Origin of the sequence: Providencia lanzhouensis, from assembly GCF_050469745.1 — a bacterium.
Classification (GTDB): domain Bacteria; phylum Pseudomonadota; class Gammaproteobacteria; order Enterobacterales; family Enterobacteriaceae; genus Providencia; species Providencia lanzhouensis.
In genome coordinates, this window is the sequence record NZ_CP174123.1 from 780,030 (window position 1) to 806,733 (window position 26,704).

22 protein-coding genes and 1 other annotated feature are annotated in these 26,704 nt (G+C 42.8%); of the genes, 13 read left to right on the plus strand and 9 right to left on the minus strand.

The window, feature by feature from the left end; translation table 11 throughout:
* Nucleotides 1-110 precede the first annotated feature (110 nt).
* The gene (arcA, locus tag ACIH2S_RS03550) at nucleotides 111-827 is read right to left on the minus strand and encodes a two-component system response regulator ArcA (protein ID WP_004905684.1); all 717 of its coding nucleotides are present in this window, start codon (nucleotides 825-827) and stop codon (nucleotides 111-113) included.
* A 1,123-nt stretch (nucleotides 828-1,950) separates the two neighbouring features.
* Between arcA and thrL the strand changes: the two genes are divergently transcribed.
* From thrL to thrC, 4 genes are all read left to right on the plus strand, one after another.
* Complete coding sequence (gene thrL, locus ACIH2S_RS03555; protein ID WP_108479263.1) at nucleotides 1,951-2,019, plus strand: thr operon leader peptide; 69 nt, start codon at nucleotides 1,951-1,953, stop codon at nucleotides 2,017-2,019.
* Nucleotides 1,958-2,079, plus strand: a sequence feature (Thr leader region). Its footprint overlaps the gene before it by 62 nt.
* 24 nt (nucleotides 2,080-2,103) lie before the next feature.
* The gene (gene thrA, locus ACIH2S_RS03560) at nucleotides 2,104-4,563 is read left to right on the plus strand and encodes a bifunctional aspartate kinase/homoserine dehydrogenase I (protein ID WP_108479224.1); all 2,460 of its coding nucleotides are present in this window, start codon (nucleotides 2,104-2,106) and stop codon (nucleotides 4,561-4,563) included.
* A 3-nt stretch (nucleotides 4,564-4,566) separates the two neighbouring features.
* Nucleotides 4,567-5,496, plus strand: coding sequence for a homoserine kinase (gene thrB, locus ACIH2S_RS03565; RefSeq protein ID WP_108479225.1), 930 nt, complete (start codon nucleotides 4,567-4,569; stop codon nucleotides 5,494-5,496).
* 3 nt (nucleotides 5,497-5,499) lie between these two features.
* Entirely contained in the window at nucleotides 5,500-6,795 is a 1,296-nt protein-coding gene (gene thrC, locus ACIH2S_RS03570; RefSeq protein ID WP_036950269.1) for a threonine synthase, read from the plus strand.
* A gap of 70 nt (nucleotides 6,796-6,865) precedes the next feature.
* On the opposite strand, the gene ACIH2S_RS03575 is transcribed toward thrC, so the two are convergent.
* From ACIH2S_RS03575 to yaaA, 4 genes are all read right to left on the minus strand, one after another.
* A complete protein-coding gene (locus ACIH2S_RS03575) occupies nucleotides 6,866-7,528 on the minus strand; it encodes a hypothetical protein (protein WP_230480589.1) in 663 nt (220 codons plus the stop codon).
* 58 nt (nucleotides 7,529-7,586) lie between these two features.
* Complete coding sequence (locus ACIH2S_RS03580; RefSeq protein WP_036950273.1) at nucleotides 7,587-7,796, minus strand: hypothetical protein; 210 nt, start codon at nucleotides 7,794-7,796, stop codon at nucleotides 7,587-7,589.
* A 224-nt stretch (nucleotides 7,797-8,020) separates the two neighbouring features.
* Nucleotides 8,021-9,016, minus strand: coding sequence for an aldo/keto reductase (locus ACIH2S_RS03585; protein ID WP_108479226.1), 996 nt, complete (start codon nucleotides 9,014-9,016; stop codon nucleotides 8,021-8,023).
* Nucleotides 9,017-9,223: 207 nt separating this feature from the next.
* A complete protein-coding gene (gene yaaA, locus ACIH2S_RS03590; protein ID WP_036950277.1) occupies nucleotides 9,224-10,000 on the minus strand; it encodes a peroxide stress protein YaaA in 777 nt (258 codons plus the stop codon).
* A 372-nt stretch (nucleotides 10,001-10,372) separates the two neighbouring features.
* On the opposite strand from yaaA, the gene tal reads away from it, so the two are divergent.
* The gene (gene tal, locus ACIH2S_RS03595; protein WP_036950279.1) at nucleotides 10,373-11,326 is read left to right on the plus strand and encodes a transaldolase; all 954 of its coding nucleotides are present in this window, start codon (nucleotides 10,373-10,375) and stop codon (nucleotides 11,324-11,326) included.
* Between the two features lie 221 nt (nucleotides 11,327-11,547).
* A complete protein-coding gene (mog, locus tag ACIH2S_RS03600; protein WP_036950281.1) occupies nucleotides 11,548-12,132 on the plus strand; it encodes a molybdopterin adenylyltransferase in 585 nt (194 codons plus the stop codon).
* Nucleotides 12,133-12,224: 92 nt separating this feature from the next.
* Here the strand turns inward: mog and satP are convergent, their stop codons facing one another.
* Nucleotides 12,225-12,791, minus strand: coding sequence for an acetate uptake transporter (satP, locus tag ACIH2S_RS03605; RefSeq protein WP_036950283.1), 567 nt, complete (start codon nucleotides 12,789-12,791; stop codon nucleotides 12,225-12,227).
* A 352-nt stretch (nucleotides 12,792-13,143) separates the two neighbouring features.
* On the opposite strand from satP, the gene dnaK reads away from it, so the two are divergent.
* The gene (dnaK, locus tag ACIH2S_RS03610; protein WP_430248124.1) at nucleotides 13,144-15,051 is read left to right on the plus strand and encodes a molecular chaperone DnaK; all 1,908 of its coding nucleotides are present in this window, start codon (nucleotides 13,144-13,146) and stop codon (nucleotides 15,049-15,051) included.
* 110 nt (nucleotides 15,052-15,161) lie between these two features.
* On the plus strand, nucleotides 15,162-16,310 hold the full coding sequence (gene dnaJ / locus ACIH2S_RS03615) for a molecular chaperone DnaJ (RefSeq protein ID WP_036950288.1): 1,149 nt from the start codon (nucleotides 15,162-15,164) through the stop codon (nucleotides 16,308-16,310).
* Between the two features lie 61 nt (nucleotides 16,311-16,371).
* Here the strand turns inward: dnaJ and ACIH2S_RS03620 are convergent, their stop codons facing one another.
* Entirely contained in the window at nucleotides 16,372-17,739 is a 1,368-nt protein-coding gene (locus tag ACIH2S_RS03620; RefSeq protein WP_430248555.1) for an amidohydrolase, read from the minus strand.
* Nucleotides 17,740-17,876: 137 nt separating this feature from the next.
* Nucleotides 17,877-18,725, minus strand: coding sequence for an EamA family transporter (locus ACIH2S_RS03625; RefSeq protein WP_036950292.1), 849 nt, complete (start codon nucleotides 18,723-18,725; stop codon nucleotides 17,877-17,879).
* A gap of 394 nt (nucleotides 18,726-19,119) precedes the next feature.
* Between ACIH2S_RS03625 and nhaA the strand changes: the two genes are divergently transcribed.
* Together nhaA and nhaR are read left to right on the plus strand one after the other, a co-directional pair.
* Nucleotides 19,120-20,307 (plus strand): Na+/H+ antiporter NhaA, encoded by a 1,188-nt coding sequence (nhaA, locus tag ACIH2S_RS03630; protein WP_430248125.1) that lies wholly within the window; start codon nucleotides 19,120-19,122, stop codon nucleotides 20,305-20,307.
* A gap of 174 nt (nucleotides 20,308-20,481) precedes the next feature.
* Nucleotides 20,482-21,405 carry a transcriptional activator NhaR gene (gene nhaR, locus ACIH2S_RS03635; protein ID WP_036950297.1) on the plus strand — a complete coding sequence of 308 codons (924 nt, stop codon included), beginning with the start codon at nucleotides 20,482-20,484 and terminating at the stop codon, nucleotides 21,403-21,405.
* Between the two features lie 77 nt (nucleotides 21,406-21,482).
* On the opposite strand, the gene rpsT is transcribed toward nhaR, so the two are convergent.
* Entirely contained in the window at nucleotides 21,483-21,743 is a 261-nt protein-coding gene (gene rpsT, locus ACIH2S_RS03640; protein WP_036950300.1) for a 30S ribosomal protein S20, read from the minus strand.
* A 599-nt stretch (nucleotides 21,744-22,342) separates the two neighbouring features.
* Between rpsT and ribF the strand changes: the two genes are divergently transcribed.
* From ribF to lspA, 3 genes are read left to right on the plus strand one after another with little or no spacing between them, the layout of a single operon-like run.
* Nucleotides 22,343-23,281, plus strand: coding sequence for a bifunctional riboflavin kinase/FAD synthetase (gene ribF, locus ACIH2S_RS03645; protein ID WP_036950302.1), 939 nt, complete (start codon nucleotides 22,343-22,345; stop codon nucleotides 23,279-23,281).
* Between the two features lie 28 nt (nucleotides 23,282-23,309).
* Nucleotides 23,310-26,120 carry an isoleucine--tRNA ligase gene (gene ileS / locus ACIH2S_RS03650; protein WP_108479229.1) on the plus strand — a complete coding sequence of 937 codons (2,811 nt, stop codon included), beginning with the start codon at nucleotides 23,310-23,312 and terminating at the stop codon, nucleotides 26,118-26,120.
* Nucleotides 26,120-26,623 (plus strand): signal peptidase II, encoded by a 504-nt coding sequence (lspA, locus tag ACIH2S_RS03655; protein ID WP_036950306.1) that lies wholly within the window; start codon nucleotides 26,120-26,122, stop codon nucleotides 26,621-26,623. The genes ileS and lspA overlap by 1 nt, the downstream gene beginning before the upstream one ends.
* Nucleotides 26,624-26,704 lie beyond the last annotated feature (81 nt).

The following is a 26,704-nucleotide window of genomic DNA, read 5'->3' on the forward strand; positions in this document are numbered from 1 at the left end:
ATTTTTGAATGACTTTCAGTTTTAATTTTTTAGAATTGGAATAATGTTTTGGTATTTTAAGTTCCAATAAAAAACCGGCTTGCGCCGGTTTTCATTAAATCAGAATGAAATCACTCGTCTAAATCACCGCAGAAACGATAGCCTTCACCGTGGATGGTGGCAATGATTTCTGGGGTATCTGGCGTAGACTCAAAGTGCTTACGAATGCGACGGATAGTCACATCGACTGTTCTGTCATGAGGTTTTAACTCACGGCCAGTCATTTTCTTCAGTAAGTCTGCACGAGTTTGGATTTTGCCTGGGTTTTCACAGAAGTGAAGCATTGCACGGAATTCACTACGTGGTAATTTGTAGTGCTCACCAGCAGGGCTCACTAAAGAACGGCTATTAATGTCTAATTCCCAACCATTGAACTTATAGCTCTCAACCAGACGGCGCTCTTCTGTACCGCCCGCTAAATTCATAGTACGGGACAGTAAGTTACGTGCACGGATAGTCAATTCGCGTGGGTTGAATGGTTTGGTGATATAGTCATCAGCACCGATTTCAAGACCAAGAATCTTATCAACTTCGTTATCACGACCAGTTAAGAACATTAATGCGATACTTTCTTGCTCACGTAGTTCACGAGCCAGCAGTAAGCCGTTTTTGCCTGGTAAGTTAATATCCATGATCACTAAGTTGATGTCATGTTCAGAAAGAACATTGTTCATTTCTTCACCATCGGTGGCTTCATGAACAACATAACCTTCCGCTTCAAAGATACTTTTCAGCGTATTACGTGTGACAATCTCGTCTTCAACGATCAAAATGTGTGGGGTCTGCATATTTGCTACCTAAAGTATTAAAATAAAAATACTGAACCCATAGGCCGTTTCCAGTTAGGTGGTTGTTGGTATGATTATCTGGAAAAACACGTCTATGAGTATAAATTTGTCTTTACATTTTTCAGTGACTTAGCGTTGCCTATCCATTAGGCTGAAGGTCATAAAACTCACCAAAACTTAAGCACTTTCCCAATATTGGGCTGTTAACAGCAATATAACAGCTAATACTGCATTTACCACCTAAAAAACTAACTTTTGTTGATACATATCAAAATCAATTGTAGCACGTTAACAATGATTGTTAGGCAGATAATTATACCAAAATTATTTGTTATAGAGATATCGAATAGACGATAAAAATAAGAGAAAAAAAGAGAGATAATGCACGTTTTTCATCGTGATACCGTACAGAAAGGTCGATATGAATAGGGATGAAGATATTTTGATTTAACTTAAGCTAAGTCACGTAAGTGATTTTTGTGTCTTTAGAACACCTTAAAATTGTCAGAGAGTAAAATTTCGTTTAGCACATCAAAATCGCGTAAAAAAAGTATTTTTGGTTTTTTATAAGAAAAACTAGGTGATTACACTTACTTGCTTTGCGTGAATCTATTTTGTTTTACAAAAAAATAACAAGACTCCTCAGAACTATCTGAATTAATGTTTGCATGCTTATAATTAACTAAATGACTATTTGGTTTCTTATGTGCAATTTTGATCTGAAACTAAGTAGGTTTCTTTAAGGTTGGTGCAAATCTTGATCAAGATTAATCGAAGAGAGAAAGATAGGACATCAGTGGCAATTTATTTCAAATTTACTGTTGAGAAATACGGTTAAAATACCGTCATCAAATTTGGTGTTTGATTGTTTTTTGTACATGGGAGGCGCTAATTTTTTAAATAAAATTAAAATCTATTAATTTTAGAATTAATGAATTTTACAACTGGAATATCTAGGCTAGCTCTCTTTTTATGAAGATGTTTTTGATGAATACAGTGGATCTCCGAGCTGAATTACTGCTTCTTTTGAGGTCATAAATACAAATAAATTTGACATTATTGTGTGATTACTTTAACCGTATAGGGAGAAAACGAAATGTTCCCTACGAGACAAACAAATTTTATGCGTAACATCAGCCTGACTACGATTATTACCACCACCACCGTAACCACAGGAAACGGGGCGGGCTGACGCATCCAAAAAATAAAAATGAAAAAGCCCGCATCCTAAAAAGATGTGGGCTTTTTTTTGGCGCTAATTCAGGAGAGAAATACCATGCGTGTGCTTAAATTTGGCGGTACTTCAGTCGCAAATGACGAACGGGTACTTAATGTTGCTGATATCGCGGAAAGCAAATTGGCAGATGGGCAAGTTGCGTTGGTGCTATCTGCACCCGCGAAAATCACCAACCATTTGGTGGCAATGATTGAAAAAACAGCAGCAGGTCAGGATGTCATCACGCATGTTAGTGATGCGGAAATGATTTTTGCTAATCTCTTAAAGGGATTGAAAGAAAAGCAGCCCGGGTTTGAATATGACAAACTGAAAAAGCTGACTGAACACGAATTCGCGCAAATCAAACAAGTACTGCATGGTATTACTCTTCTAGGACAATGTCCTGATAGCATCAACGCCTCTATTATCTGCCGTGGTGAGAAGCTCTCTATCGCCATCATGGAATCTGTATTAAAAGCTCGCGGTCACAAAGTCACTGTGATTGATCCGGTGAAAAACTTGCTGGCAAAAGGTCACTATCTTGAATCCACCGTTGATATCAATGAATCCACTAAACGCATTGCAGAGCTGAACATTCCTAAAGACCATTTCGTGTTGATGGCAGGCTTTACGGCTGGAAATGAGAAAGGTGAACTGGTGGTGTTAGGACGTAATGGTTCCGACTATTCGGCTGCGGTATTAGCGGCATGTTTACGTGCAGATTGCTGTGAAATTTGGACAGATGTTGATGGGGTTTATACTTGTGACCCACGTTTAGTGCCTGATGCCCGTTTACTCAAAGGGATGTCATACCAAGAAGCGATGGAGCTTTCTTATTTTGGCGCGAAAGTCTTACACCCTCGTACTATCGCCCCAATTGCACAATTCCAAATCCCTTGCCTGATCAAAAACACCACTAATCCAAGTGCACCGGGTACGCTGATTGGTGATGGTCAAACGGATGTTAGTACACCAGTGAAAGGGATCACTAACCTGAATAATATGGCGATGATCAACGTCTCAGGTCCGGGTATGAAAGGCATGGTTGGTATGGCAGCACGTATTTTCTCGGTCATGTCCCGTAAAGGGATCTCCGTGGTGCTGATCACGCAATCATCGTCGGAATACAGTATCAGCTTCTGCGTGCCGCAAAATGAGCTACAGCGCGCTCGTGGCGCATTAGAAGAAGAGTTTTATTTAGAGCTTAAAGACGGGGTATTAGACCCGTTAGATGTGATGGAGCAACTGTCCATCATCTCCGTTGTTGGGGATGGTATGCGTACATTAAAAGGCATCTCCGCACGTTTCTTCTCAGCATTAACCCGCGGCAATATCAACATCGTTGCTATTGCGCAAGGCTCGTCTGAGCGTTCAATCTCTGCGGTGATCGCCAATGAGTCTGCCACTTCAGCGGTGCGTTTATGTCACCAAATGCTGTTCAATGCTGAGCAAGTGATTGAAGCCTTTATTGTCGGAGTGGGCGGCGTCGGTAATGCGTTGATCGAACAGATCCACCGTCAACAACAGTGGCTGAAACAAAAACATATTGATCTACGAGTCTGTGGGATAGCGAACTCAAGAGCGATGCTGATCAATATGCAAGGAATTGACTTAGATAATTGGAAAGCTGAATTAGCTGAAGCCAAAGAAGCGTTTAGCCTCAGCCGTCTGATCCGTTTAGAGCGTGAGTACCATTTTTTAAATCCGGTGATCATCGACTGTACGTCTAACCAAGAGATCGCAGAGCAATATGCTAGCTTCTTAAAAGATGGCTTTAACGTCGTCACGCCGAACAAAAAAGCCAACACATTGTCGATGGATTATTATCATCAACTTCGTGCTGCCGCCGAGAGCTCAAAACGTAAATTCCTTTATGATACCAACGTAGGGGCGGGTTTACCGGTTATCGAAAACCTACAAAACTTACTGAACGCAGGGGATGAATTAGTTCATTTCAGTGGAATCTTGTCAGGATCCTTGTCATTTATTTTCGGTAAATTGGATGAAGGAATGTCCTTATCAGAAGCGACAACGTTAGCGAAGGAAAAAGGCTTCACCGAGCCAGATCCACGCGACGATTTATCCGGCATGGATGTGGCGCGTAAATTACTGATTTTAGCCCGTGAGGCGGGTTATGAATTAGAACTTAGCGACATCAATATTGAATCTGTACTTCCTGCTGATTTCGACAGTTCAGGCAGTGTTGCCGAGTTTATGGCGCGTTTACCACAACTTGATGCCCAGTTTGCTGCGCGGATAAAAGCGGCAGAAGCAGAGGAAAAAGTGTTACGCTATGTGGGTCTTATCGAAGAAGGTCGCTGTCAGGTGAAAATGGTTGCCGTTGATGGAAATGACCCACTGTTTAAAGTAAAAAATGGCGAAAACGCACTGGCATTCTACACACGCTACTATCAACCAATTCCTTTAGTTCTCAGAGGTTACGGTGCTGGTAATGATGTAACTGCAGCGGGTGTATTTGCGGATATGCTGCGTACCCTATCATGGAAATTGGGAGTTTAAGAAGTGATCAAAGTTTATGCACCCGCTTCAATTGGTAATGTGAGCGTTGGATTTGATGTGCTAGGCGCAGCAGTCTCTCCGATTGATGGCTCACTGCTCGGTGACTGTGTCAGCATTGAAGCGGCAGAGACATTTTCATTAGAAAACCAAGGTCGATTTGTTTCTAAGCTACCGAAAAAAATGGAACACAACATTGTTTACCAATGCTGGGAACTGTTTTGCGAGCGTCTTGGTAAAAAACTGAACGTGGCAATGACCCTTGAAAAGAATATGCCAATTGGTTCGGGTTTAGGTTCAAGTGCTTGCTCCGTCGTCGCTGCACTGATGGCACTCAATGAGTTTGCAGATAAGCCATTTGACCAAACCGCACTGCTTGGCATGATGGGCGAGCTAGAAGGGCGTATTTCAGGCAGTATTCATTATGACAACGTCGCGCCATGCTACTTGGGGGGCTTACAGCTGATCATCGAGCAAAATGGCATTATTTCTCAGCCCGTCCCTGCGTTTGAAAACTGGTATTGGGTGATGGCCTATCCGGGTATTAAAGTCTCTACCGCAGAAGCGCGAGCCATTTTACCCGATAGCTATTCTCGCCATGATATTGTAAATCATGGGCGCTATTTATCAGGCTTTATCCATGCATGTCATACTCATCAGCCTGAGCTAGCGGTCACGATGATCAAAGACGTCGTCGCAGAGCCATACCGTACTCAGTTGCTGCCAGGTTTTGCGAAGGCACGAGAATATGCGAAGCAAATTGGTGCTCTGGCATGTGGTATTTCGGGATCAGGACCAACAATTTTTACCATTTGTGATGATAAAAAAATCGCAGAAGAGATGGTGCAGTACCTACAACAACATTACATTCAAAATGATGAAGGCTTTGTGCATATCTGTCGTTTAGATATGGCGGGTGCAAGGACAATAGGGTAAACGATGAAACTGTATAATTTAAAAGATAACAACGAACAAGTCAGCTTCGCGCAAGCCGTGAAACAAGGGTTAGGTAAGCAACAAGGGCTATTTTTCCCTCAAGACTTACCTGAGTTTAGCGCCAGTGAAATTGATGAATTACTGAAGTTGGATTTTGTCACTCGTAGTAGCCGTATCTTAAACGCGTTTATCGGAGATGAAATTCCAGCTGAGCAGCTCGCTGAGCGTGTTAAAACGGCTTTTGCATTTCCTGCACCTGTTTCCAAAGTTGAAGATGATGTGGCTACGTTAGAGCTGTATCACGGACCAACACTGGCATTTAAAGACTTTGGCGGTCGCTTCATGGCGCAAGCGTTAGGTCAAGTAGCTGGTGGTGCGCCAGTCACTATCTTAACCGCGACATCTGGTGATACCGGCGCTGCTGTTGCCCATGCATTCTATGGTTTGGATAATGTTCAAGTGGTTATCTTATACCCAGAAGGCAAAATCAGCCCACTGCAAGAAAAACTATTCTGTACGCTGGGTAAAAACATCCATACTGTGGCTATCAAAGATGATTTTGATGCGTGTCAGGCGATGGTCAAACACGCTTTTGATGATGAAGAACTGAAAAAAGCCCTGTATTTGAACTCTGCGAACTCCATCAATATTAGCCGTCTGTTAGCGCAGATTTGTTATTATTTTGAAGCGGTTGCTCAGATCCCAGCAGAAAAACGCGATCAACTAGTGATCTCTGTGCCAAGTGGTAACTTTGGGGATTTAACGGCAGGCTTGCTGGCGAAATCTATGGGATTACCAGTGAAACGTTTTATCGCTGCCACTAACGTTAATGACACGGTTCCGCGTTATTTAGTTGATGGTAAATGGGCGCCACATCAAACCGTTGCGACTTTATCTAACGCAATGGATGTCAGCCAGCCAAATAACTGGCCGCGTATTGAAGAGTTATTCCGTCGCAAAGGTTGGTCATTAAAAGAGTTAGGTTACGGTGCAGTGAGTGATGAAGTGACTCAAGAAACCGTACGTGAGTTAGATAAGAAAGGGTATTTATCGGAGCCTCATGCAGCGGTTGCTTATCGAGTCCTGCGTGATCAGCTGCAAGATGGTGAATATGGCCTGTTCTTAGGAACTGCTCATCCTGCGAAATTTAAGGAGAGCGTGGAAGCTATCTTAAATAAACAAATTTCGCTGCCAAAAGAGCTGGCGGAACGTGCAGATTTACCTCTGCTTTCTCACTTCTTACCGTCAAATTTTGCTCAATTACGCGAATTCTTAATGAAGTTAGCACCGAAACAATAATTGAAACCTGCGATTGACGGGGATCTTAATAACGGAAGCTGTATTGGCTTCCGTTTTTTTTGAGGAAAAGCTAATAATTAGAGCCGTCCGTGCCATTTTGACCGCCATCGGGTCCTCCTTTACCACCTTTGCCCGCTTGTCCTCCAATACCTGCATTTCCTCCATTGCCGCCATCGCCACTACCAGAGCCATCCCCCCCATTACCGCCATGACCGCCATTGCTTCCTCCGTGTCCGCCATTGCCGCCATTGCCGTTGACGGAACCATTTCCACCGTTCCCCCCGTTACCTAGACCATCTCCGTTACCGCCGTGTCCGCCGTCTCCACCATTCACGCCACCATTTCCGCCGTTGCCACCATTTCCATTACTGCCAGGCGTCGCGTGACCTCCGTGGTTGCCATGACCATGACTGCCACCGTTGCCACCATTTCCACCATGTTGACCATTACCTCCGCTGCCGCCATTACCACCGATTCCGCCATTACCGCCGTTTCCTCCACTGCCATTTTGTCCATGAGTTCCATTTATGCCATTTTCGGAAAAATGGAAATAATAATTTCGGTAATAAAAAGGAATGCAGGAATTAGACTGAGAAATATTATCGATAAAAATGGTTTTATTTAAATGGAATAAAGTGTTTTTATTTGATTGAATATAATTGGAATGACTTAATGTTGGTATTGCAGTGAAAAATAAAATAGAGAAAAATTGAAATAGAGATTGATTAACCATTGTTTCCTCCATCCCCCTTCATATATGAAGGGGGAAATAATTAAATAATCGGGTTTATTTAATTTCCATTACCACCGTTTCCACCATTGCCTCCATGCCCGCCACTACCACCACTTCCACCATTGCCCCCATGCCCACCGTTACCGCCATTTCCTCCGTTGCTCCACAGATATTCGGTATCCGTTTGTTGGGCGTTGGTCGATATAGTCATGGAAAGTGCGGATAAAGGGAATAATAAGGTGATTAAGACAGTAGAGATTTTACGCATATAAATTCCTCGTTATAAAGTGAATTAATTAAACTGCAAATAAAGCTTAAATGACTCACTTAAATAATTAAAGAATGTTATCGATTAATTAATGACTCAAATTTGTTTTGTATGAATATAAAATAATAAACCAGAATGTTATTCGTTCGTTTGTATTTAAATTAAAGATAATAAATAGAAAGCTATCCCTTAAATATATTTTAAGAGATAGCGATAGGAAGGGCTTAGATTGAGTCTTCGAGGATCAGCTCAATGGCTTTTAACTCATTTTGGCTAAAATCACGATTTTCCATCATGCCGAGAGCGTCATCGATTTGGCTGATACGGCTTGCGCCGATAAGCACGGAAGTAATGCGGTCGTGGCGCAGTAACCACGCTAAAGACATTTGACTCAATTTTTGCCCACGATTTAAGGCTAATTCATTGAGTTTTTTAACTTTTGCTAAAATAGCGGATGTAAGTCTTTCAGGCGGCAGTGATGGATTACCTGCTGCACGAGAATCAGCGGGAATACCATTGAGATAACGATCCGTTAAAATACCCCCAGCCAGTGGTGAGTAGGCAATCGAGCCGACACCTTCCTCTTCGAGCAAATCGAGGAGACCTTCTTCTGGGGTACGTTCTAGCATGGAGTATTTAGGTTGATGAATAAGGCAGGGGGTGCCCAGTTGATTGAGAATACGGATAGCTTCTTGCGCCGTTTCTGCTGGGTAATTCGAAATTCCCACATAAAGCGCTTTACCTTGTCGAACGATCAAATCAAGGGCTGCCATGGTCTCTTCTAATGGAGTTTGAGGATCGGGTCTATGGTGATAGAAAATATCCACATAATCGACGCCAATTCTTTTTAAACTTTGGTTAAGACTGGCAACTAAATATTTTTTACTGCCCCAATCACCATAAGGACCTTCCCACATGGTGTAACCTGCTTTGGAGGAGATCACCATTTCATCGCGATAAGGACGAAAATCTTGTTGTAGAATGCGACCAAATTGTTGTTCTGCGGAGCCAGGAGGTGGCCCGTAATTGTTGGCGAGATCAAAATGGGTGATCCCATGATCAAACGCATGTCTTAACATGGCTCGGCAGTTCTCAATTGGCTTGTTGTCACCAAAATTATGCCAGAGTCCTAAAGAGACAAGGGGGAGATTTAATCCACTCCGACCGCACTGACGATATTCCATATCTGTGTAACGATGTGACGCAGCAGAATATGGCATGGCTCACCTCCAAAATAAATGGCAAAGATTTACTCGAATTTTGGCATAACTCTGTCGAGCTCACTGGTGAAAGAATGCTATACAGCTTAAGAGGTGATTATTTTATCGCCAGATTGTGACGGGGATTTGAAATAAGATATCGTATGTTGAGTATGAGGCTTATAGGGTGTGATGCATTCCCCATAAGCCAACGTAGTGAGTCTATGATTAGGCTTGCTCAGGTCGTGTAAAGACTAATTCATTACCTTTCGACTGCGCTTGATCAAATTGGTAGCCTTCTAAATTAAAGTCAGATAGCTGTTCGGATTTAGTCAGTTTATTTTGAATGATAAAACGGCTCATTAATCCGCGAGCTTTTTTTGCATAAAAACTGATGACTTTATATTTGCCATTTTTCTCATCTAAGAAAACGGGTTTAATAATTTCAGCATCTAATTTTTTGGTATTCACAGACTTAAAATATTCATCAGAAGCTAAATTAACAAGGATATTATCTCCTTGCGCTGCCAGTGCTTTATTTAAATGCTGAGTGATGATATCTCCCCAGAATTCATATAAGTCTTTACCACGGCTGTTTTTAAGGCGAATTCCCATTTCCAAGCGATAAGGCTGCATTAAGTCTAATGGACGCAGCACACCATATAGGCCGGACAACATACGTAAATGTTGCTGAGCAAATTCAAAATCAGCGGGAGAAAACGTTTCGGCTTGCATGCCGGTATACACGTCCCCTTTGAAGGCGAGGATGGCTTGGCGTGCATTATCAGGGGTAAAGTTTGGCTGCCATTCACCGAAACGCGCCGCATTCAGCCCTGCAAGTTTATCACTAATTTTCATTAAGCTGGCGATATCCGCTGGCGTGAGTTTTCGGCATGTTTTAATTAGTTTTTCAGACTCAGCGAGGAGCTCGGGTTGAGTAAACGTGTCGATGGCGAGCGGGCTTTCGTAGTCTAATGTCTTGGCCGGTGAAATAGTAATCAGCATAACTTAACCCTTGTGATAGTAAATTTATCCATTACTTTAACAAAAAATCAGATGAAATGGCGAATCGCTGTAATAAGTCGCGCTTATAGTGGTTATCTGGTTTACTGATGAGATTATTCTAACTAGCTAAATGCATTCAGTTCCTAGGGATACCGCGAAAACGATTGCTGATCAAATAGTTGCTTTCAAGGATATTTCCTCGCTTGCAGCAACGTAGATGCGTGATATTATCATGGGACGGTGCGGCGCTAGCCTCAATTCCTTAATAATACACAAAGTAGTTTAAGTTGCGGGTAGATGGCAAGGGTGAGTGAATGTAGCCAACACCCCTACAACTTGAAGTATGACGGGTATAACAACGAGATTAAAGAAATGACCGACAAACTAACCTCCTTACGTAGTCTGACAACTGTTGTTGCCGATACTGGCGACATCGAAGCGATGAAGCTGTACAAACCACAAGATGCGACGACAAACCCATCGCTGATTTTAAATGCTGCACAAATTCCTGAGTACCGTAAATTAATTGATGAAGCGGTAGAGTGGGCGCGTAAGCAAAGCAATAACCGTGAACAACAAGTTGTCGATGCATGTGACAAACTGGCTGTTAATATCGGTTTAGAAATTCTGAAATTAGTCCCAGGTCGTATTTCAACAGAAGTTGATGCGCGTCTTTCTTATGATGAAGAAGCGTGTATTACTAAAGCTCGCCGTCTGATGAAAATGTATAACGAAGCGGGTATCAGCAATGATCGCATTTTGATCAAATTAGCCTCTACTTGGCAGGGTATCCGCGCGGCGGAAAAACTGGAAAAAGAAGGCATCAACTGTAACTTAACTTTATTATTCTCTTTTGCTCAAGCGCGTGCTTGTGCGGAAGCTGGTGTTTACCTGATCTCTCCATTCGTAGGTCGTATCCTTGACTGGTACAAAGCAAACACCGATAAAAAAGAGTTTGCTGCACATGAAGATCCAGGCGTGGTTTCTGTGACTGAAATCTACAACTTCTATAAAGCACATGGTTATAAAACCGTCGTGATGGGCGCAAGCTTCCGTAACGTAGGTGAAATCATTGAGCTGGCAGGTTGTGACCGCCTGACTATCTCTCCAGCGCTGCTGAAAGAGCTGTCTGAATCACAAGGCGAATTAGTGTGTAAACTGAAAGATGAAGGTAAAACTCAAGAGCCAGGCGCTAAACTGACTGAAGCTGAGTTCTACTGGCAGCATAATCAAGATCCAATGGCGGTTGATAAACTGTCTGACGGTATCCGTAAGTTTGCTGTAGACCAAGAAAAACTGGAAAAAATGATCGCAGCTCTGCTGTAATTTCCTTTTTCTTAGAAAACCCAGTCAGTTGGCTGGGTTTTTTTATGCTGCGTTTTCATTGATTAAACTCTCAATTCCACATTTCGACACAAACACGACGCTGTCAGGCATTCGACCTCATGGTATGATGCACCATGTTTATCATTATTGGCTTGGTATTAATTAAGTTAGTATTTTCTCGCCAAATGAACGAATTTAAATGATTAATTTTTGAGGTTTGTATGAATGAGTTGCGCATAGGTCTGGTGTCGGTTTCTGATCGTGCTTCAGGCGGTATCTACGAAGATAAAGGGATCCCAGCACTGGAGGAGTGGCTAACGAAAACCATCACCACGCCTTTTCGTTTAGAAACTCGTTTGATCCCTGATGAGCAAGTCATGATAGAGCAAACGTTGTGTGAGCTGGTGGATGAATTTTCCTGTCATTTAGTCCTGACCACAGGCGGCACAGGTCCTGCTCGTCGAGATGTCACCCCAGATGCAACGCTTGCAGTTGCCGATCGCGAAATGCCTGGCTTTGGTGAGCAGATGCGCCAAATTAGCCTGAAGTTCGTGCCGACGGCGATTTTATCTCGCCAAGTTGGCGTGATCCGCAATCAGTCACTGATTTTAAACTTACCGGGGCAGCCAAAGGCGATTGCTGAAACCCTAGAAGGGCTGAAAGATAAAGAAGGAAATGTGCTGGTATCAGGCATTTTTGCGAGTGTGCCATACTGCATTCAACTACTTGATGGCCCATACATTGAAACAGACGAAAGCATCGTTAAAGCTTTCCGACCAAAGTCGGCTATTCGCACAGCCGAGTAATCCCTTCTAAAAAATCAGGCAGAACGTGATGTCTGCCTGATAATTCTTGTTACAGTTTTCTTTCTGTCTATTTAGCTTAACAGGCTATCGACTCAGCTGCGTTGGCCAATTGGCAGGATGGTTTTGCCATACTGCTCATTTAAGATCTCAGCGACAGCCAGATAGAATGCGCTCGCTCCACAGATAATTCCTTCATAGCCCGCATATTGAAGCAGAGTGGAATCGTTGGTCAAATTACCCACCGCTAACATTGCAAACAGTACGGTTAGGCTGCCAAAGATAAATTGCAGCACAAAATTTGCTTTGAAGGTGCCTAAGAACATAAAGAAAGTAAAGATCCCCCATAAGAGAAGGAACATCCCTAAAAATGTAGGGTCAGTTGCTTCAGCTAATCCCATGGTCGGTAAAAACAGCAGACCAACTAACGCAAGCCAAAAGAAGCCGTAAGAGGTAAATGCAGTCGCACCGAACGTATTACCTTTCTTATATTCAATAAGCCCAGCAATCACTTGCGCGATACCACCATAGAAAATCCCCATACTTAAAATCACAGATGAGAGAGGGAAAAAGCCTGCATTATGAATATTCAGCAGGATTGTTGTCATACCAAAGCCCAATAAACCGAGTGGGCCTGGATTGGCAAGCGAACTAGATTGCATATAACCTCTGGTAAAGTATTTAAAAATCAAATAGATACAATAAACTTTTGTAGCCCCATAGGACGGGGAGGCGCATAATACGCAGTTTTAATTGTCGAAACAATGATCAAGAGACGGGTTTTTTTGCATTAAATGTAAAACTTTTTTAGTTTTGCCCCTTGATGAATGAATTTGTGACCCCATCTTTAAGACATCAACAGTTATCAATCTAAATTATTGCGAATTGCAAAAAGAATTAAGGTTGCAAAAAAAATCAAGGTTGAAGTAAAAACTCCCTTGAAAATGAAATATTGAGCCTTATATAGATTGATATCGAAATTAAATGAAAAGAATTCCTTTGGAGGCGTTTTAAATGGGTAAAATTATTGGTATCGATTTAGGTACAACTAACTCATGCGTTGCAATTATGGATGGCACTACTGCGCGTGTTCTTGAGAACAGCGAGGGTGATAGAACTACTCCTTCCATCATTGCATATACACAAGATGGTGAAATTTTAGTTGGTCAGCCAGCAAAACGTCAGGCTGTCACTAACCCAGAAAATACATTATTTGCGATCAAACGTTTGATCGGTCGTCGTTTCCAAGACGAAGAAGTTCAGCGCGACGTGTCTATCATGCCATACAAAATTGTAGCGGCTGATAACGGTGATGCGTGGTTAGATGTGAAAGGCCAAAAAATGGCACCGCCACAAGTTTCTGCTGAAGTGCTGAAAAAAATGAAGAAAACAGCGGAAGACTATCTGGGTGAACCAGTAACTGAAGCGGTTATCACTGTTCCAGCTTACTTTAACGATGCTCAGCGTCAAGCAACCAAAGATGCGGGTCGTATCGCTGGTTTAGAAGTAAAACGTATCATCAACGAACCAACAGCAGCAGCGCTGGCTTACGGTTTAGATAGAGAAGTTGGCAACCGTACTATCGCGGTTTACGACTTAGGTGGTGGTACATTCGACTTATCAATCATCGAAATCGATGAAGTTGATGGCGAAAAAACCTATGAAGTTCTGGCAACTAACGGTGACACTCACTTAGGTGGTGAAGACTTCGATACTCGTTTAATCAACTACTTAGTTGACGAATTCAAGAAAGAACAAGGTGTTGATCTGCGTAACGATCCACTGGCAATGCAACGTCTGAAAGAGTCTGCTGAAAAAGCAAAAATTGAGCTGTCTTCTGCTCAACAAACTGACGTTAACCTGCCATACATCACAGCAGATGCGACAGGTCCAAAACACATGAACATCAAAGTGACTCGTGCAAAACTGGAGTCACTGGTAGAAGATTTAGTTAAACGTTCTATGGAGCCAGTTAAAGTTGCTCTGCAAGACGCTGGTTTAAGTGTAGGTGACATCAACGACGTTATCTTAGTTGGTGGTCAGACTCGTATGCCAATGGTTCAGAAAGTTGTTGCTGATTTCTTTGGTAAAGAACCACGTAAAGACGTGAACCCAGACGAAGCCGTTGCAATGGGTGCAGCAGTACAAGGTGGTGTATTAGCGGGTGATGTTAAAGACGTTCTGTTACTTGACGTAACTCCACTGTCTTTAGGTATCGAAACCATGGGTGGCGTGATGACTTCGTTAATTTCGAAGAACACCACAATCCCAACTAAACACAGCCAAGTGTTCTCTACTGCAGAAGATAACCAAGCAGCCGTGACCATTCACGTACTGCAAGGTGAGCGTAAACGTGCGAGTGATAACAAATCACTGGGTCAGTTTAACTTAGATGGTATTCAAGCAGCGCCACGCGGTATGCCGCAAATCGAAGTGACTTTTGACATCGATGCGGACGGTATCCTGCATGTTTCTGCGAAAGACAAAAACAGCGGTCGCGAGCAAAACATCACCATTAAGGCATCTTCTGGTCTGAATGACGAGGAAATCGAAAAAATGGTACGTGACGCAGAAGCTAACGCTGAAGCAGACCGTAAATTTGAAGAGTTAGTGCAGGTTCGCAACCAAGCAGACCAACTGATTCACGGTACTCGTAAACAAATCGAAGAAGCAGGCGACAAATTACCAGCTGAAGATAAAGCGAACATCGAAAAAGCAACTTCAGAATTAGAAGTCGTTTCTAAAGGTGAAGATAAAGCTGAAATCGAAGCGAAAATCCAAGCGCTGGTAACGGCATCTGCGAAACTTCTGGAAATTGCACAGCAACAAGCTCAAGCGGGCGCTGCGGGTGCAGAAGCGAAGAAAGATGACGATGTTGTTGACGCTGAATTCGAAGAAGTTAACGACAAAGACAAAAAATAAGGCCCTTAGCGGGCGCAGTGACTATCGCAATAATGTTAAATAGTGACTGATACCGGACACGGGCGTTGAGGGAACTCTGCGCCCGTGTCTGCATGTTAAGGGAAAAATAAATGGCGAAAAGAGATTTTTATGAGGTTTTAGGCCTCGAAAAAAATGCTTCAGAAAAAGACATTAAGCGAGCGTATAAGCGCTTAGCAATGAAATACCATCCTGACCGCAATCAGGAAAACAAAGATGAATCTGAAGAGAAATTCAAAGAGATAAAAGAAGCTTACGAAGTCCTGTCCGATGAGCAAAAACGTGCCGCTTACGATCAATATGGTCATGCCGCGTTTGAACAAGGCGGTATGGGTGGCGGAGGTGGATTCGGCGGCTTTGGTGGCGGCGATTTCAACAGTGATATTTTTGGTGACATCTTCGGTGACATTTTTGGTGGCGGTCGTCGTCAACAGCGCCCAAGCCGTGGTTCTGATCTGCAATACAACATGGAACTGACTCTTGAAGAAGCAGTCCGTGGAGTGACCAAAGAGATCCGTATTCCAACGCTCGAAAGCTGTGACGTGTGCCACGGTAGCGGTGCAAAACCAGGCACTAGCGCAGATACATGCCAAACCTGTCACGGTATGGGCCAAGTACACATGCGTCAAGGTTTCTTCTCAGTACAACAACCTTGCCCAACCTGTCACGGTCGCGGGAAAGTTATCAAAGACCCATGCAACAAATGTCATGGCCAAGGTCGCGTTGAAAAATACAAAACCTTATCCGTTAAGATCCCTGCAGGGGTTGATACGGGTGACCGTGTTCGTTTATCCGGTGAAGGTGAAGCCGGTGCGAATGGTGCACCAGCAGGGGATTTATTCGTTCAAATGCATGTTTTACCTCACGATATTTTTGAGCGTGATGGTAATAACTTACATTGTGAAGTGCCAATCAACTTTGCAGCAGCAGCGCTGGGCGGCGAAATTGAAGTCCCAACCCTTGATGGTCGCGTTAAACTGAAAATTCCTGCGGAAACCCAAACGGGCAAAACGTTCCGTATGAAAGGTAAGGGCGTGAAGTCAGTACGTGGTGGTATGCAAGGTGATTTAATGTGTCACATTGTTGTCGAAACCCCAGTCAAACTGAATGAGAAACAAAAAGAGTTACTCAGAGAGTTTGGTGAGTCGTTAGGCGGTACGGGTGGCGAGAAAAATAGCCCACGTTCAAAACGCTTCTTAGATGGCGTGAAAAAATTCTTTGATGATTTAACCAATAAATAAGGGTTAATCGCTAAGTTAAGAATCATGGCTGATCCAGTGAAAAACTGAATCAGCCATTTTTTTATTTCACAGTTTCACCGCTGGCAACCACGGTTTTACGAACTTGATCGGCAAATTGTAGAGCCTCTTTCACAATCGCATTTTCATCAACTGTGAGTACTTTGCGGTCTTCCATTAATAGGTTTCCATCCACAATGGTATGGCGTACATTGGAAGCATTCGCGCCATAAACCAGTGCGGCATAAGGGCTATACATCGGAACCATATTCGGTGATTTTGTATCGACAACGATAATATCTGCCAATTTCCCCGCTTCTAGAGAGCCTAACTTATCTTCCATGTGAATGGCTTTTGCGGAGCCTTTGGTCGCTAATTCAACCACGGTAATGGGCGGCATTGCAGCTCTATCTTTATTTTCGAGCTTATGAATTTTACCTACTAAATTTAGTTCATTCATGGTTGTTAAGGTATTGCTGGACATCGGACCATCGGTTCCTAAGCCTACACGAACTCCTTTTGCTAACATCGCGGTCACTGGTGCAACACCTTTGGCTGATTTGGTATTCGCACTGACATTATGAGCCACTCCAACATCATACTGTTTGAGTAGGTTGATATCGTTTTCATCAACCATAATGGCATGAGCCGCAATGACTTTGTTATTCAATGCACCGATATCAGCCATATATTGAACCGGGCTTTTTCCGCCAGTACGCTTGGCAATTTCTTCTTGTTCTCGATCGGTTTCCGCTAAGTGGATCATCACGGGAACATTAAGTTCTTGAGAAAGTTTAGCAATTTTCTGTAGATGCTCAGTGGTATTGGTATAAGGTGCGTGAGGAGCAAAAGCTGGCGTAATGCGCGGGTGGTCTTTGTATTGGTTGATAAAATTCACCGCATAAGCGATACCTTCATCAGCATTTTTAGCATCGGCAACAGGGAATTTGATCACAGATTCCCCAAGGATCGCTCGCATACCAATTTTATCGACAGTTTTCGCAACTTCATCTTCGAAATAGTACATATCCACGTAAGTTGTAACGCCACCTTTGACCATTTCGACGTTGGCTAAGTTAGCGCCTACTCGCACCATTTCACGGGAAACCATCTTGCTCTCTAATGGGAAGATATAGCGGTGCAAACGGTCGGGGACATCGTCGGCAAGGGAACGAAATACAGTCATTGATGCGTGAGTATGGGTATTGATTAACCCTGGCATGACTATATCGCCATCAACATTTAGCCGTTTTTTGGCGGTATATTGTGTGGCAAGCTCAGGGCCGCCAACAGCGATAATTTTATTTTTATCAATAACAACGGTCCCATTCTCAATAACTTGATTATTGGCATCCATTGTCAAAACAGTACCATCAACAATGATTAAATCCGCTGGAGTGGTGGCAAGTGCCGCGATAGGTGCTGCCATCATCGATATGGCAACGAGAGATCGGAGTAATGTCATTCTTACCTCATGACTCAATGAAAAATAGGGCTAAAAATTATTTGTATCAAATATTATGGGCATCAAATATAGGATGTAAAACTTATCTTCTAAGCACCGCTATCTTAACTGGATAGTTTCGCCAGTAACACCCCAAGTAAGATGACAATACAGGCGAGGACTCGCATTCCATTAAATTTCTCTTTAAGAAATACAATGGAAAGAAACATAGCAAAAAGGACACTAGTTTCACGAATAGCAGCAACGAGTACGATGGGGGCTTGGCTCATTGCCCAGATTGCGATGCCGTAGCTAATTAACTGCATTAACCCGCCAAGCAACCCTGAGCGCCAATATTGCCTAAACCCGTGTAGTAATGAACTTTTGTATTTCATCACTCCGGGGATGGCGAGTACCGCACCATTTAATAAAAACAGCCATAGGGTATAAACAACGGGATCTTGGCTGGCTCTAGCGCCATATCCATCCGAGAGGGTATAACAAGCCGTAAAAAAGGCAGTGCACAATGCAAAGCTAAGCGCTTTACCTTTGATATTCAAAGTAAATTTTCGACCTGCAAACGCGATGGCTACCACGCCTGAAATGATGAAAATAATCCCTACAAAACTCATAAATGGTAAGGATTCATTGAATAAAACAATACTTAATAACGCGGTGATTAAAGGGGCTGAGCCGCGAGAAATAGGGTAAATTTGGCTGAGGTCACCATGGTTATAAGCTTGGCTGAGAAAATAGATATAACCGATGTGAAATAATACTGACAAAGCTAGCCACGGGACGGCATCGGGAGATGGCAGCCCAAACCAAAAGAGGGCTGGAATAGTTAAAATTCCAGAAAAAACGGCAATCATTATCAAACCAAAGAAGCGGTCATTACCAAATTTAACCAGAGCATTCCAACTGGCATGGCAAAACGCAGCAAACAGCACAGAAAGCAGTACGTATAGGGACATAATATAGAGAGATAGTGATTGCTTAAGAGTGGCTCGAGTATCACATAAAGCGTCTTTTTTATGAAGAGGCACGCAAGGAAGAGAGGGCAGGTACTTTTATTTTTGCGAAGGGCTTCGAAAATAAAAAAATAAACGATTTTTTGGACTATCGATAATGGTCATTTTTCATTAGTCTCTAAAAAAGTTGAATATTTAAAGCGCTTTACTCAGTAAATTTATTGTTGGTTTTTAGAATAGTTGCCTATAGTTAAATTAACGATTTATTATCATTCGTCGTGATCTCGATTGTTAAATACTCGGAAATTACGATCATTAATGGATAAATAAACGATTTTTTACGAATTAATGATTATCATAATATTAACATTCAAAAGTATTTTTTGGGGTTATTCATATGACAGCAATTATTCGTAAATTTTTAAAGTTAGAAGCAGCAGGAGGGCTACTCCTAATTATTGCTGCCATTGTCGCTTTAATAATGGCTAATACGCCTTTACAAGGATCTTATCAGCAATTTTTAGATATTCCGGTAGCCATTAAAATCTCAACATTTGAATTAGATAAACCTCTGATTCTATGGATTAATGATTTCTTAATGGCTGTGTTTTTCCTGGTTGTTGGTTTAGAGGTAAAGCGCGAGTTATTGGAAGGATCCCTGGCGGGACGTGATAAAGCGATATTTCCGGCAATTGCGGCTGTGGGTGGAATGATTGCACCAGCGTTAGTTTACTTAGCGTTCAATGGTGCTGACGATATTACTCGTCAAGGTTGGGCTATCCCTGCAGCAACAGATATTGCATTCGCGTTGGGTGTGATGGCGTTATTGGGTAAGCGTGTTCCTACAGAGCTCAAAGTATTTTTATTGGCATTAGCTATCATTGATGACCTTGGTGTCATTGTGATCATTGCCTTTTTCTATACCAGCTCAGTTTCTGTCGTCGCATTGAGTTTAGCTGCACTGTGTGTGGCAATACTGTGTCTAATGAACTGGCGACGAGTTGAAAATACGGCAGCTTATTTGGTGATAGGCCTAATCTTGTGGGTTTGTATTCTGAAATCAGGTGTTCATGCCACTCTGGCAGGAGTGATTGTTGGTTTCTTAATTCCATTAAGAGGGACTAATAATACAAAACCGTCGGAAGAATTAGAGCATGTGCTGCACCCTTGGGTTGTTTATCTCATATTGCCTATCTTTGCATTTGCAAATTCAGGCGTACAGCTCAATGGCGTCACCTTTGATGGTTTAATGAGCCCATTACCACTTGGTGTCGCAGCGGGTTTGATACTGGGCAAACCAGTCGGTATTTTCTTATTTAGTTGGATTTCGGTAAAAGTAGGGTTGGCTAAATTGCCAGCATCGATTAACTTGAAGCAAGTGTTTGCTGTTTCTGTGCTTTGTGGAATCGGTTTTACTATGTCTATTTTTATCACCGGGCTCGCTTTTGAAGGGCTTGATGAAGTGTATAGTACCTACTCGAGACTGGGCATTTTAATCGGTTCAACAACAGCTGCATTGTTAGGGTACTTTATGTTAAGGGTAGTGTTACCGAAACCAAAAGTTTCGCACAGTGATGCAAAATAAACATAATAGACGTAATTATTAGTAAGAATTTTCGAGTTAATCTTCTATGATATGCCCGCGGTATGAGTTGCATACTGCGGGTATTTTAACTTATAACTCCCGATTACGGGGTACGGGTAAAGCGTATGGTCATTATGCACTGCGGTCATTATTGGCGATACAAAAGGAATCGATATGCGGGTTTCACATCTTAATTTTAACCACCTTTACTATTTCTGGCATGTTTGCAAAGAAGGCTCTGTTGTCGGTGCTGCCGAGGCTCTTTACCTGACTCCACAGACAATTACTGGGCAAATTAAAGCACTCGAAGAACGGTTAGGTGGAAAATTATTTAAACGCCAAGGTCGGGGGCTAGTGCCTTCAGAGCTGGGACAACTGATTTTTCGTTATGCTGACAAAATGTTTATGCTCAGCCAAGAAATGCTGGATATCGTCAACTACAGCCGAGAATCTAACCTACTGTTTGATGTGGGCGTGGCTGACGCATTATCGAAACGTTTAGTCAGCCGTGTACTAGAAACAGCAGTTGTAGAACATGAGCAAATTCATTTACGTTGCTTTGAATCAACTCATGAGCTGTTACTGGAGCAATTAAGCCAGCACAAGCTGGATATGATTTTATCGGATTGCCCTGTGGACTCTTCACAACAAGAGGGGCTGTTCTCTGTTAAATTAGGCGAATGCAGCGTCAGTTTTTTCTGCCGTCAGCCAGTACCGAAGAAACCATTCCCTGAATGTCTAGAAGAGCGCAGGTTATTAATTCCAGGGCGTCGTTCGATGCTTGGTCGCCATTTATTAACATGGATCCGCAATAAAAACCTACAAGTTGAAGTACTTGGTGAATTTGATGATGCTGCATTAATGAAAGCATTCGGAATGTATCACAATGCCATTTTCGTGGCGCCATCTTTGTATGCGAAAGATATTTTTGCTGATAATGAAGTGCAGGAAATTGGCCGCTTAGATAGTGTTAAAGAAGAGTATTACGTGATTTTTGCGGAAAGAATGATCCAGCACCCAGCAGTACAACGTGTCTGTAACAAAGATTTTTCTGAGTTATTTTCTGCGCCGTTCGATAATTTAGAACAGAAAGTTTAGAACACGAAAGTGTGAGGCAAGAAATTAGCAGACAAAAAAACCGGCCTAAGCCGGTTTTTTATAATCAAGAAGCGAAATTACATTGCTTTGATTTGAGCAACTAAGTTAGCTTTATGACGTGCTGCTTTGTTTTTGTGGATCAGGCCTTTGCTAGCGTGGCGATCAACAAGAGGTTGCATGTCATTGAATGCTTTCTGAGCTGCTTCTTTATCGCCTGCAGCGATAGCAAGGTAAACTTTCTTAATAAAAGTACGTACCATAGAGCGACGGCTAGCGTTGTGCTGGCGACGTTTCTCTGATTGAACGGCACGTTTCTTAGCTGATTTGATATTAGCCAAGGTCCAACTCCCAAATGTATTCTATTGAGGACAATTTAAAGGTCAAGGAATATGCCCTTTCGCCCTTCATTTGTCAATGGATTTGTGCAAATAAACATCGTGTACTTCGATGTCAATGCGTTGTGAATGGTGCAAGATTCTACCAGCAAATATCAGAAGAATACAGATCTGCGCGTGAAAAAAAGCATAATTGATAGAAGATATTTTAAATCATTTTTCAGAAAAAATTTTTTTAGTGATATCAAACGTTCATTAAGATGAAATTGAATGATAACTAGAGTGTTTTTTGTACACTTGAGTTTGTTATACAAAATGGATGATAAGAAAACTATAAAAATTAAATATTTTTAGAGATCTCCGCGTCAATTTGTTGTATTGATAATCTATTGGTTATCCAAACTTTTTTGATTTGCCTATGGACAATGATCAGATTCAGCAGCGCGGTGTCGTGCAGAAAGATGCTTAGCAGTGTAAAATCATCTGATTAAATAGTGTAGTGATCAAAAAAATAGGGTTTAATGAAAGCTTTTACGAACTTAGGTTAACCTTATGCGTCGTACAAGGTATAATCCTGCAATTTCCTCGGTATTGAGCCAGTTATGGAGCTAATTCGCGGTATACAAAATATCCGGTCGTACCATCATGGTTGCGTACTGACTATTGGTAATTTTGATGGTGTTCATCGTGGGCACCAAGTATTACTTCAAAATTTGAAGCTCAAGGGTAAACAGTTAGGTTTACCAACTGTTGTGATGATATTTGAACCACAACCCCTTGAATTTTTTACGGGTGATAAGGCTCCTGCGCGTTTGACACGCCTAAGAGATAAAGTGAAGTACCTTGCTGATAGCGGGGTCGATTATCTATTATGTGTGGAATTTAACCAGCATTTTGCCTCATTAACGCCAGACGCTTTTGTGTCTGACTTATTAGTCGACAAACTCGGTGTGAAATATCTCGCCATTGGTGATGATTTCCGATTCGGAAAAAATCGGATGGGGGATTTTTCTTTTTTACAGCAAGCCGGTCAAAAGTTTGGTTTTGAAGTCGCAGACACCGAAAGCTTTTGTGATTCAGGTGTGCGCGTCAGCAGCACTGCGATCCGTAAAGCGATACAAAACAACGATCTGGCATTAGCTGAAAATTTATTAGGTCACACATATCGCATTAGTGGGCGTGTGGTTCACGGTAATCAGCTAGGTCGTACGATAGGTTTTCCGACAGCAAACCTACCGTTAAAACGTTTAGTCACACCGGTGACTGGCGTGTATGCTGTAGAAGTTCATGGTCTGGGCGATAAGCCTGTACCGGGCGTGGCAAACATTGGCACACGTCCAACGGTATCTGGAAAAGGTACCCAGTTAGAAGTCCATCTGATTGATGCACATATGGATTTATATGGGCGTCATATTGATGTTGTGTTACGTAAAAAATTACGTGACGAACAGCGGTTTGCTTCGTTGGACGCGCTGAAGGAGCAAATTGCTAATGATGTAGTTGCAGCCAGAGAATATCTCGCAGCAATTGGAATCAGATAATTTAGCGGAAAATTGGAACTGAGAATCGATGAGTGACTATAAAAATACCCTGAATCTACCAGAAACAGGGTTCCCAATGCGTGGCGATCTCGCTAAACGCGAACCACAGATGTTAGAGCGCTGGTACAAAGAAGGTTTGTATCAGGCAATCCGTAAAGCAAAATCGGGCAAGAAAACCTTTATTCTGCACGATGGTCCTCCGTATGCTAACGGCAGTATTCATATTGGTCACTCAGTAAACAAAATTCTCAAAGATATTATTATTAAATCCAAAGGGCTGGCGGGCTTTGATTCCCCATACATCCCTGGTTGGGATTGCCATGGCTTACCTATTGAACACAAAGTTGAACAAATCGTAGGTAAACCAGGGGAAAAAGTTTCCGCCGCTGAATTTCGTGCAAAATGCCGTGAATATGCCAAAGAGCAAATTGAAGGGCAAAAAGCTGATTTTATCCGCTTAGGTGTGTTGGGTGAGTGGGACAAACCTTACCTGACCATGGATTTTAAAACCGAAGCGAACATCATCCGTGCTCTGGCGAAAACCGTTGCAAATGGTCATTTAGTGAAAGGGGCAAAACCCGTTCACTGGTGTACAGCATGTGGTTCCTCATTGGCTGAAGCGGAAGTCGAGTATTACGACAAAACATCCCCATCTATCTACGTTCGCTTCCCTGCGGTAGATAGCAAAGCCGTTTGCGAAAAATTTGGTGTTTCTAGCGATAAAACGCCATCTTTAGTGATCTGGACGACAACGCCTTGGACGTTACCAGCTAACCGTGCAATCTCTCTGAACCCAGAGTTCAAATACTCTCTGGTGGATGCGAATGGTGATTTAGTCATTCTAGCAACTGACTTAGTTGAAGAAGTCATGAAGACTGTCGGTGTTGAGTCATGGACAGTATTAGGCGAGTGCGAAGGTAGTGCATTAGAGTTACTTCGTTTTGCTCATCCATTTATGGGCTTTGATGTGCCTGCAATTTTAGGTGACCACGTTACGCTAGATGCGGGTACAGGTGCGGTACATACAGCGCCAGGTCATGGTCCTGAAGACTATGTTGTTGGACAAAAATATGGTTTAGAAACAGCGAACCCAGTGGGTCCAGATGGCTGCTTCTTGCCAAATACTTACCCAGGTTTAGATGGTTTATTTATTTTCAAAGCTAATGATGTGGTGCTGGAAATTCTGAACGAGAAAGGCTTATTGATGTACAAGAAAGCTATCTCTCACAGCTATCCATGTTGCTGGCGCCATAAAACCCCAGTTATTTTCCGTGCGACACCACAATGGTTTATCGGCATGGATAAAAACGGTCTGCGTGAACAATCTCTGAAAGAGATCGACATTGTTCAGTGGATCCCAGGTTGGGGGCGTGCACGTATCGAGTCAATGGTTGAAAACCGCCCTGACTGGTGTATCTCACGTCAACGTACTTGGGGTACCCCAATGTCGTTATTCGTGCACAAAGAGACTGAAGAACTACATCCGCGTACTTTAGAGCTGATGGAAGAAGTCGCTAAGCGCGTTGAAGTTGATGGTATCCAAGCATGGTGGGATTTAGACCCTGCTGAATTGCTGGGCGCTGATGCTGAAACTTATCGTAAAGTACCAGACACTTTAGACGTTTGGTTCGATTCAGGATCCACCCACTTTGCTGTGGTTGATGCTCGTCCTGAATTCCATGGTAACTCCGCAGATATGTATCTGGAAGGTTCTGACCAACATCGTGGTTGGTTCATGTCTTCTCTGATGCTGTCTACTGCGATGAAAGGCAAAGCACCTTACCGCCAAGTTCTGACCCACGGTTTTACCGTTGATGGTCAAGGTCGTAAGATGTCTAAATCTTTAGGTAATACAGTGAGTCCGCAAGATGTGATGAACAAGCTGGGCGCTGATATCCTGCGTCTGTGGGTGGCATCAACTGACTATACGGGCGAAATCGCTGTATCTGATGAAATTTTAAAACGTGCAGCAGACTCTTATCGCCGTATCCGTAATACCGCGCGCTTCTTACTGGCAAACTTAAATGGTTTCAACCCAGAAACCGATATGGTGAAACCAGAAGATATGGTGGTGTTAGATCGCTGGGCGGTTGGTCGTGCATTAGAAGCACAGAAAGAGATTACGAAAGCGTACGATGAGTATGATTTCTTAGGTGTTATCCAACGCTTAATGCATTTCTGCTCTATCGAGATGGGCTCGTTCTATCTGGATATTATCAAAGACCGCCAGTACACCGCGAAAAGTGATAGCGTTGCGCGTCGTAGCTGCCAAACTGCACTGTTCCATATTGTGGAAGCGTTGGTTCGTTGGATTGCACCGGTTCTGTCCTTCACATCTGATGAAATCTGGAACGAATTACCGGGCAAACGCGCTCAATTCGTTCTCACTGAAGAGTGGTATAACGGCTTATTTGGTTTAGACGAATCTGAAGCGATGAATGATGGCTTCTGGTCTGAACTGTTAGCCGTACGTGGCGAAGTGAACAAAGTTCTGGAACAAGCGCGTACAGACAAGCACATTGGTGGTTCGTTAGAAGCTTCGGTAACGTTATATGCGGATAGCACATTAGCTGCTAAGTTAAATAGCTTAGGCGATGAACTGCGTTTTGCGCTGTTAACATCTCAAGCGAATGTGGCTGATATTGCAACGGCGCCTGCGGATGCACAAGACAGTGAACTGAAAGGCCTGAAAATTGCCTTCAGTAAAGCGGCTGGGGAAAAATGTCCTCGTTGCTGGCATTATGCAAGTGATATTGGTGCAGCGGCAGAACAACCTGAAATCTGTGGTCGCTGTGTGACTAACGTAGCCGGAAACGGTGAATTACGTAAGTTTGCTTAATGAAGACACCTATTTGTTCTACTGGTTTGCGTTGGCTGTGGCTGACGGTTGTGATTATCGTTGCAGATTTAGCAATTAAGCAATTGGTCTTAAAAGAGCTGACTCTGTACGATCCACACCCTTTAATTCCGTACTTTAACCTTATGTACGCTCAAAACTTTGGTGCGGCATTTAGTTTCCTGGCGGATAAAGGCGGCTGGCAGCGCTGGTTCTTTGCTGGAATAGCTATTGCCATCTCCATTACGTTAATGGTGATGATGTATCGCCAAAGTGTGAAAAAACGCCTGAGCAATATTGCTTATGCGTTAATTATTGGTGGTGCGATCGGTAATTTATTTGACCGTTTAGTGCATGGCTTTGTGGTTGACTACATTGATTTTTATGTTGGCAACTGGCACTGGCCGACCTTTAACTTGGCGGATATGGCCATTTGTATTGGTGCGGCATTGGTGATTTTTGAAGGCTTTTTGCCGGATAAACCCAAACAGCAAGATGCTAAATAGAACAGATAGTGCGATAGGTTGATAAAACCCAATATTGCATATTAATCATCTCAGCCCGACGATAGTCGGGCTGAACTTTAT

Bases quoted from the DNA above. Each gene is read 5' to 3' on its own strand.
- arcA (WP_004905684.1), bottom strand. From the start codon at position 827: ATGCAGACCCCACACATTTTGATCGTTGAAGACGAGATTGTCACACGT.
- thrA (WP_108479224.1), top strand. From the start codon at position 2,104: ATGCGTGTGCTTAAATTTGGCGGTACTTCAGTCGCAAATGACGAACGG.
- thrC (WP_036950269.1), top strand. From the start codon at position 5,500: ATGAAACTGTATAATTTAAAAGATAACAACGAACAAGTCAGCTTCGCG.
- ACIH2S_RS03575 (WP_230480589.1), bottom strand. From the start codon at position 7,528: ATGGTTAATCAATCTCTATTTCAATTTTTCTCTATTTTATTTTTCACT.
- ACIH2S_RS03580 (WP_036950273.1), bottom strand. From the start codon at position 7,796: ATGCGTAAAATCTCTACTGTCTTAATCACCTTATTATTCCCTTTATCC.
- ACIH2S_RS03585 (WP_108479226.1), bottom strand. From the start codon at position 9,016: ATGCCATATTCTGCTGCGTCACATCGTTACACAGATATGGAATATCGT.
- yaaA (WP_036950277.1), bottom strand. From the start codon at position 10,000: ATGCTGATTACTATTTCACCGGCCAAGACATTAGACTACGAAAGCCCG.
- tal (WP_036950279.1), top strand. From the start codon at position 10,373: ATGACCGACAAACTAACCTCCTTACGTAGTCTGACAACTGTTGTTGCC.
- mog (WP_036950281.1), top strand. From the start codon at position 11,548: ATGAATGAGTTGCGCATAGGTCTGGTGTCGGTTTCTGATCGTGCTTCA.
- satP (WP_036950283.1), bottom strand. From the start codon at position 12,791: ATGCAATCTAGTTCGCTTGCCAATCCAGGCCCACTCGGTTTATTGGGC.
- dnaK (WP_430248124.1), top strand. From the start codon at position 13,144: ATGGGTAAAATTATTGGTATCGATTTAGGTACAACTAACTCATGCGTT.
- dnaJ (WP_036950288.1), top strand. From the start codon at position 15,162: ATGGCGAAAAGAGATTTTTATGAGGTTTTAGGCCTCGAAAAAAATGCT.
- ACIH2S_RS03620 (WP_430248555.1), bottom strand. From the start codon at position 17,739: ATGATGGCAGCACCTATCGCGGCACTTGCCACCACTCCAGCGGATTTA.
- ACIH2S_RS03625 (WP_036950292.1), bottom strand. From the start codon at position 18,725: ATGTCCCTATACGTACTGCTTTCTGTGCTGTTTGCTGCGTTTTGCCAT.
- nhaA (WP_430248125.1), top strand. From the start codon at position 19,120: ATGACAGCAATTATTCGTAAATTTTTAAAGTTAGAAGCAGCAGGAGGG.
- nhaR (WP_036950297.1), top strand. From the start codon at position 20,482: ATGCGGGTTTCACATCTTAATTTTAACCACCTTTACTATTTCTGGCAT.
- ribF (WP_036950302.1), top strand. From the start codon at position 22,343: ATGGAGCTAATTCGCGGTATACAAAATATCCGGTCGTACCATCATGGT.
- ileS (WP_108479229.1), top strand. From the start codon at position 23,310: ATGAGTGACTATAAAAATACCCTGAATCTACCAGAAACAGGGTTCCCA.
- lspA (WP_036950306.1), top strand. From the start codon at position 26,120: ATGAAGACACCTATTTGTTCTACTGGTTTGCGTTGGCTGTGGCTGACG.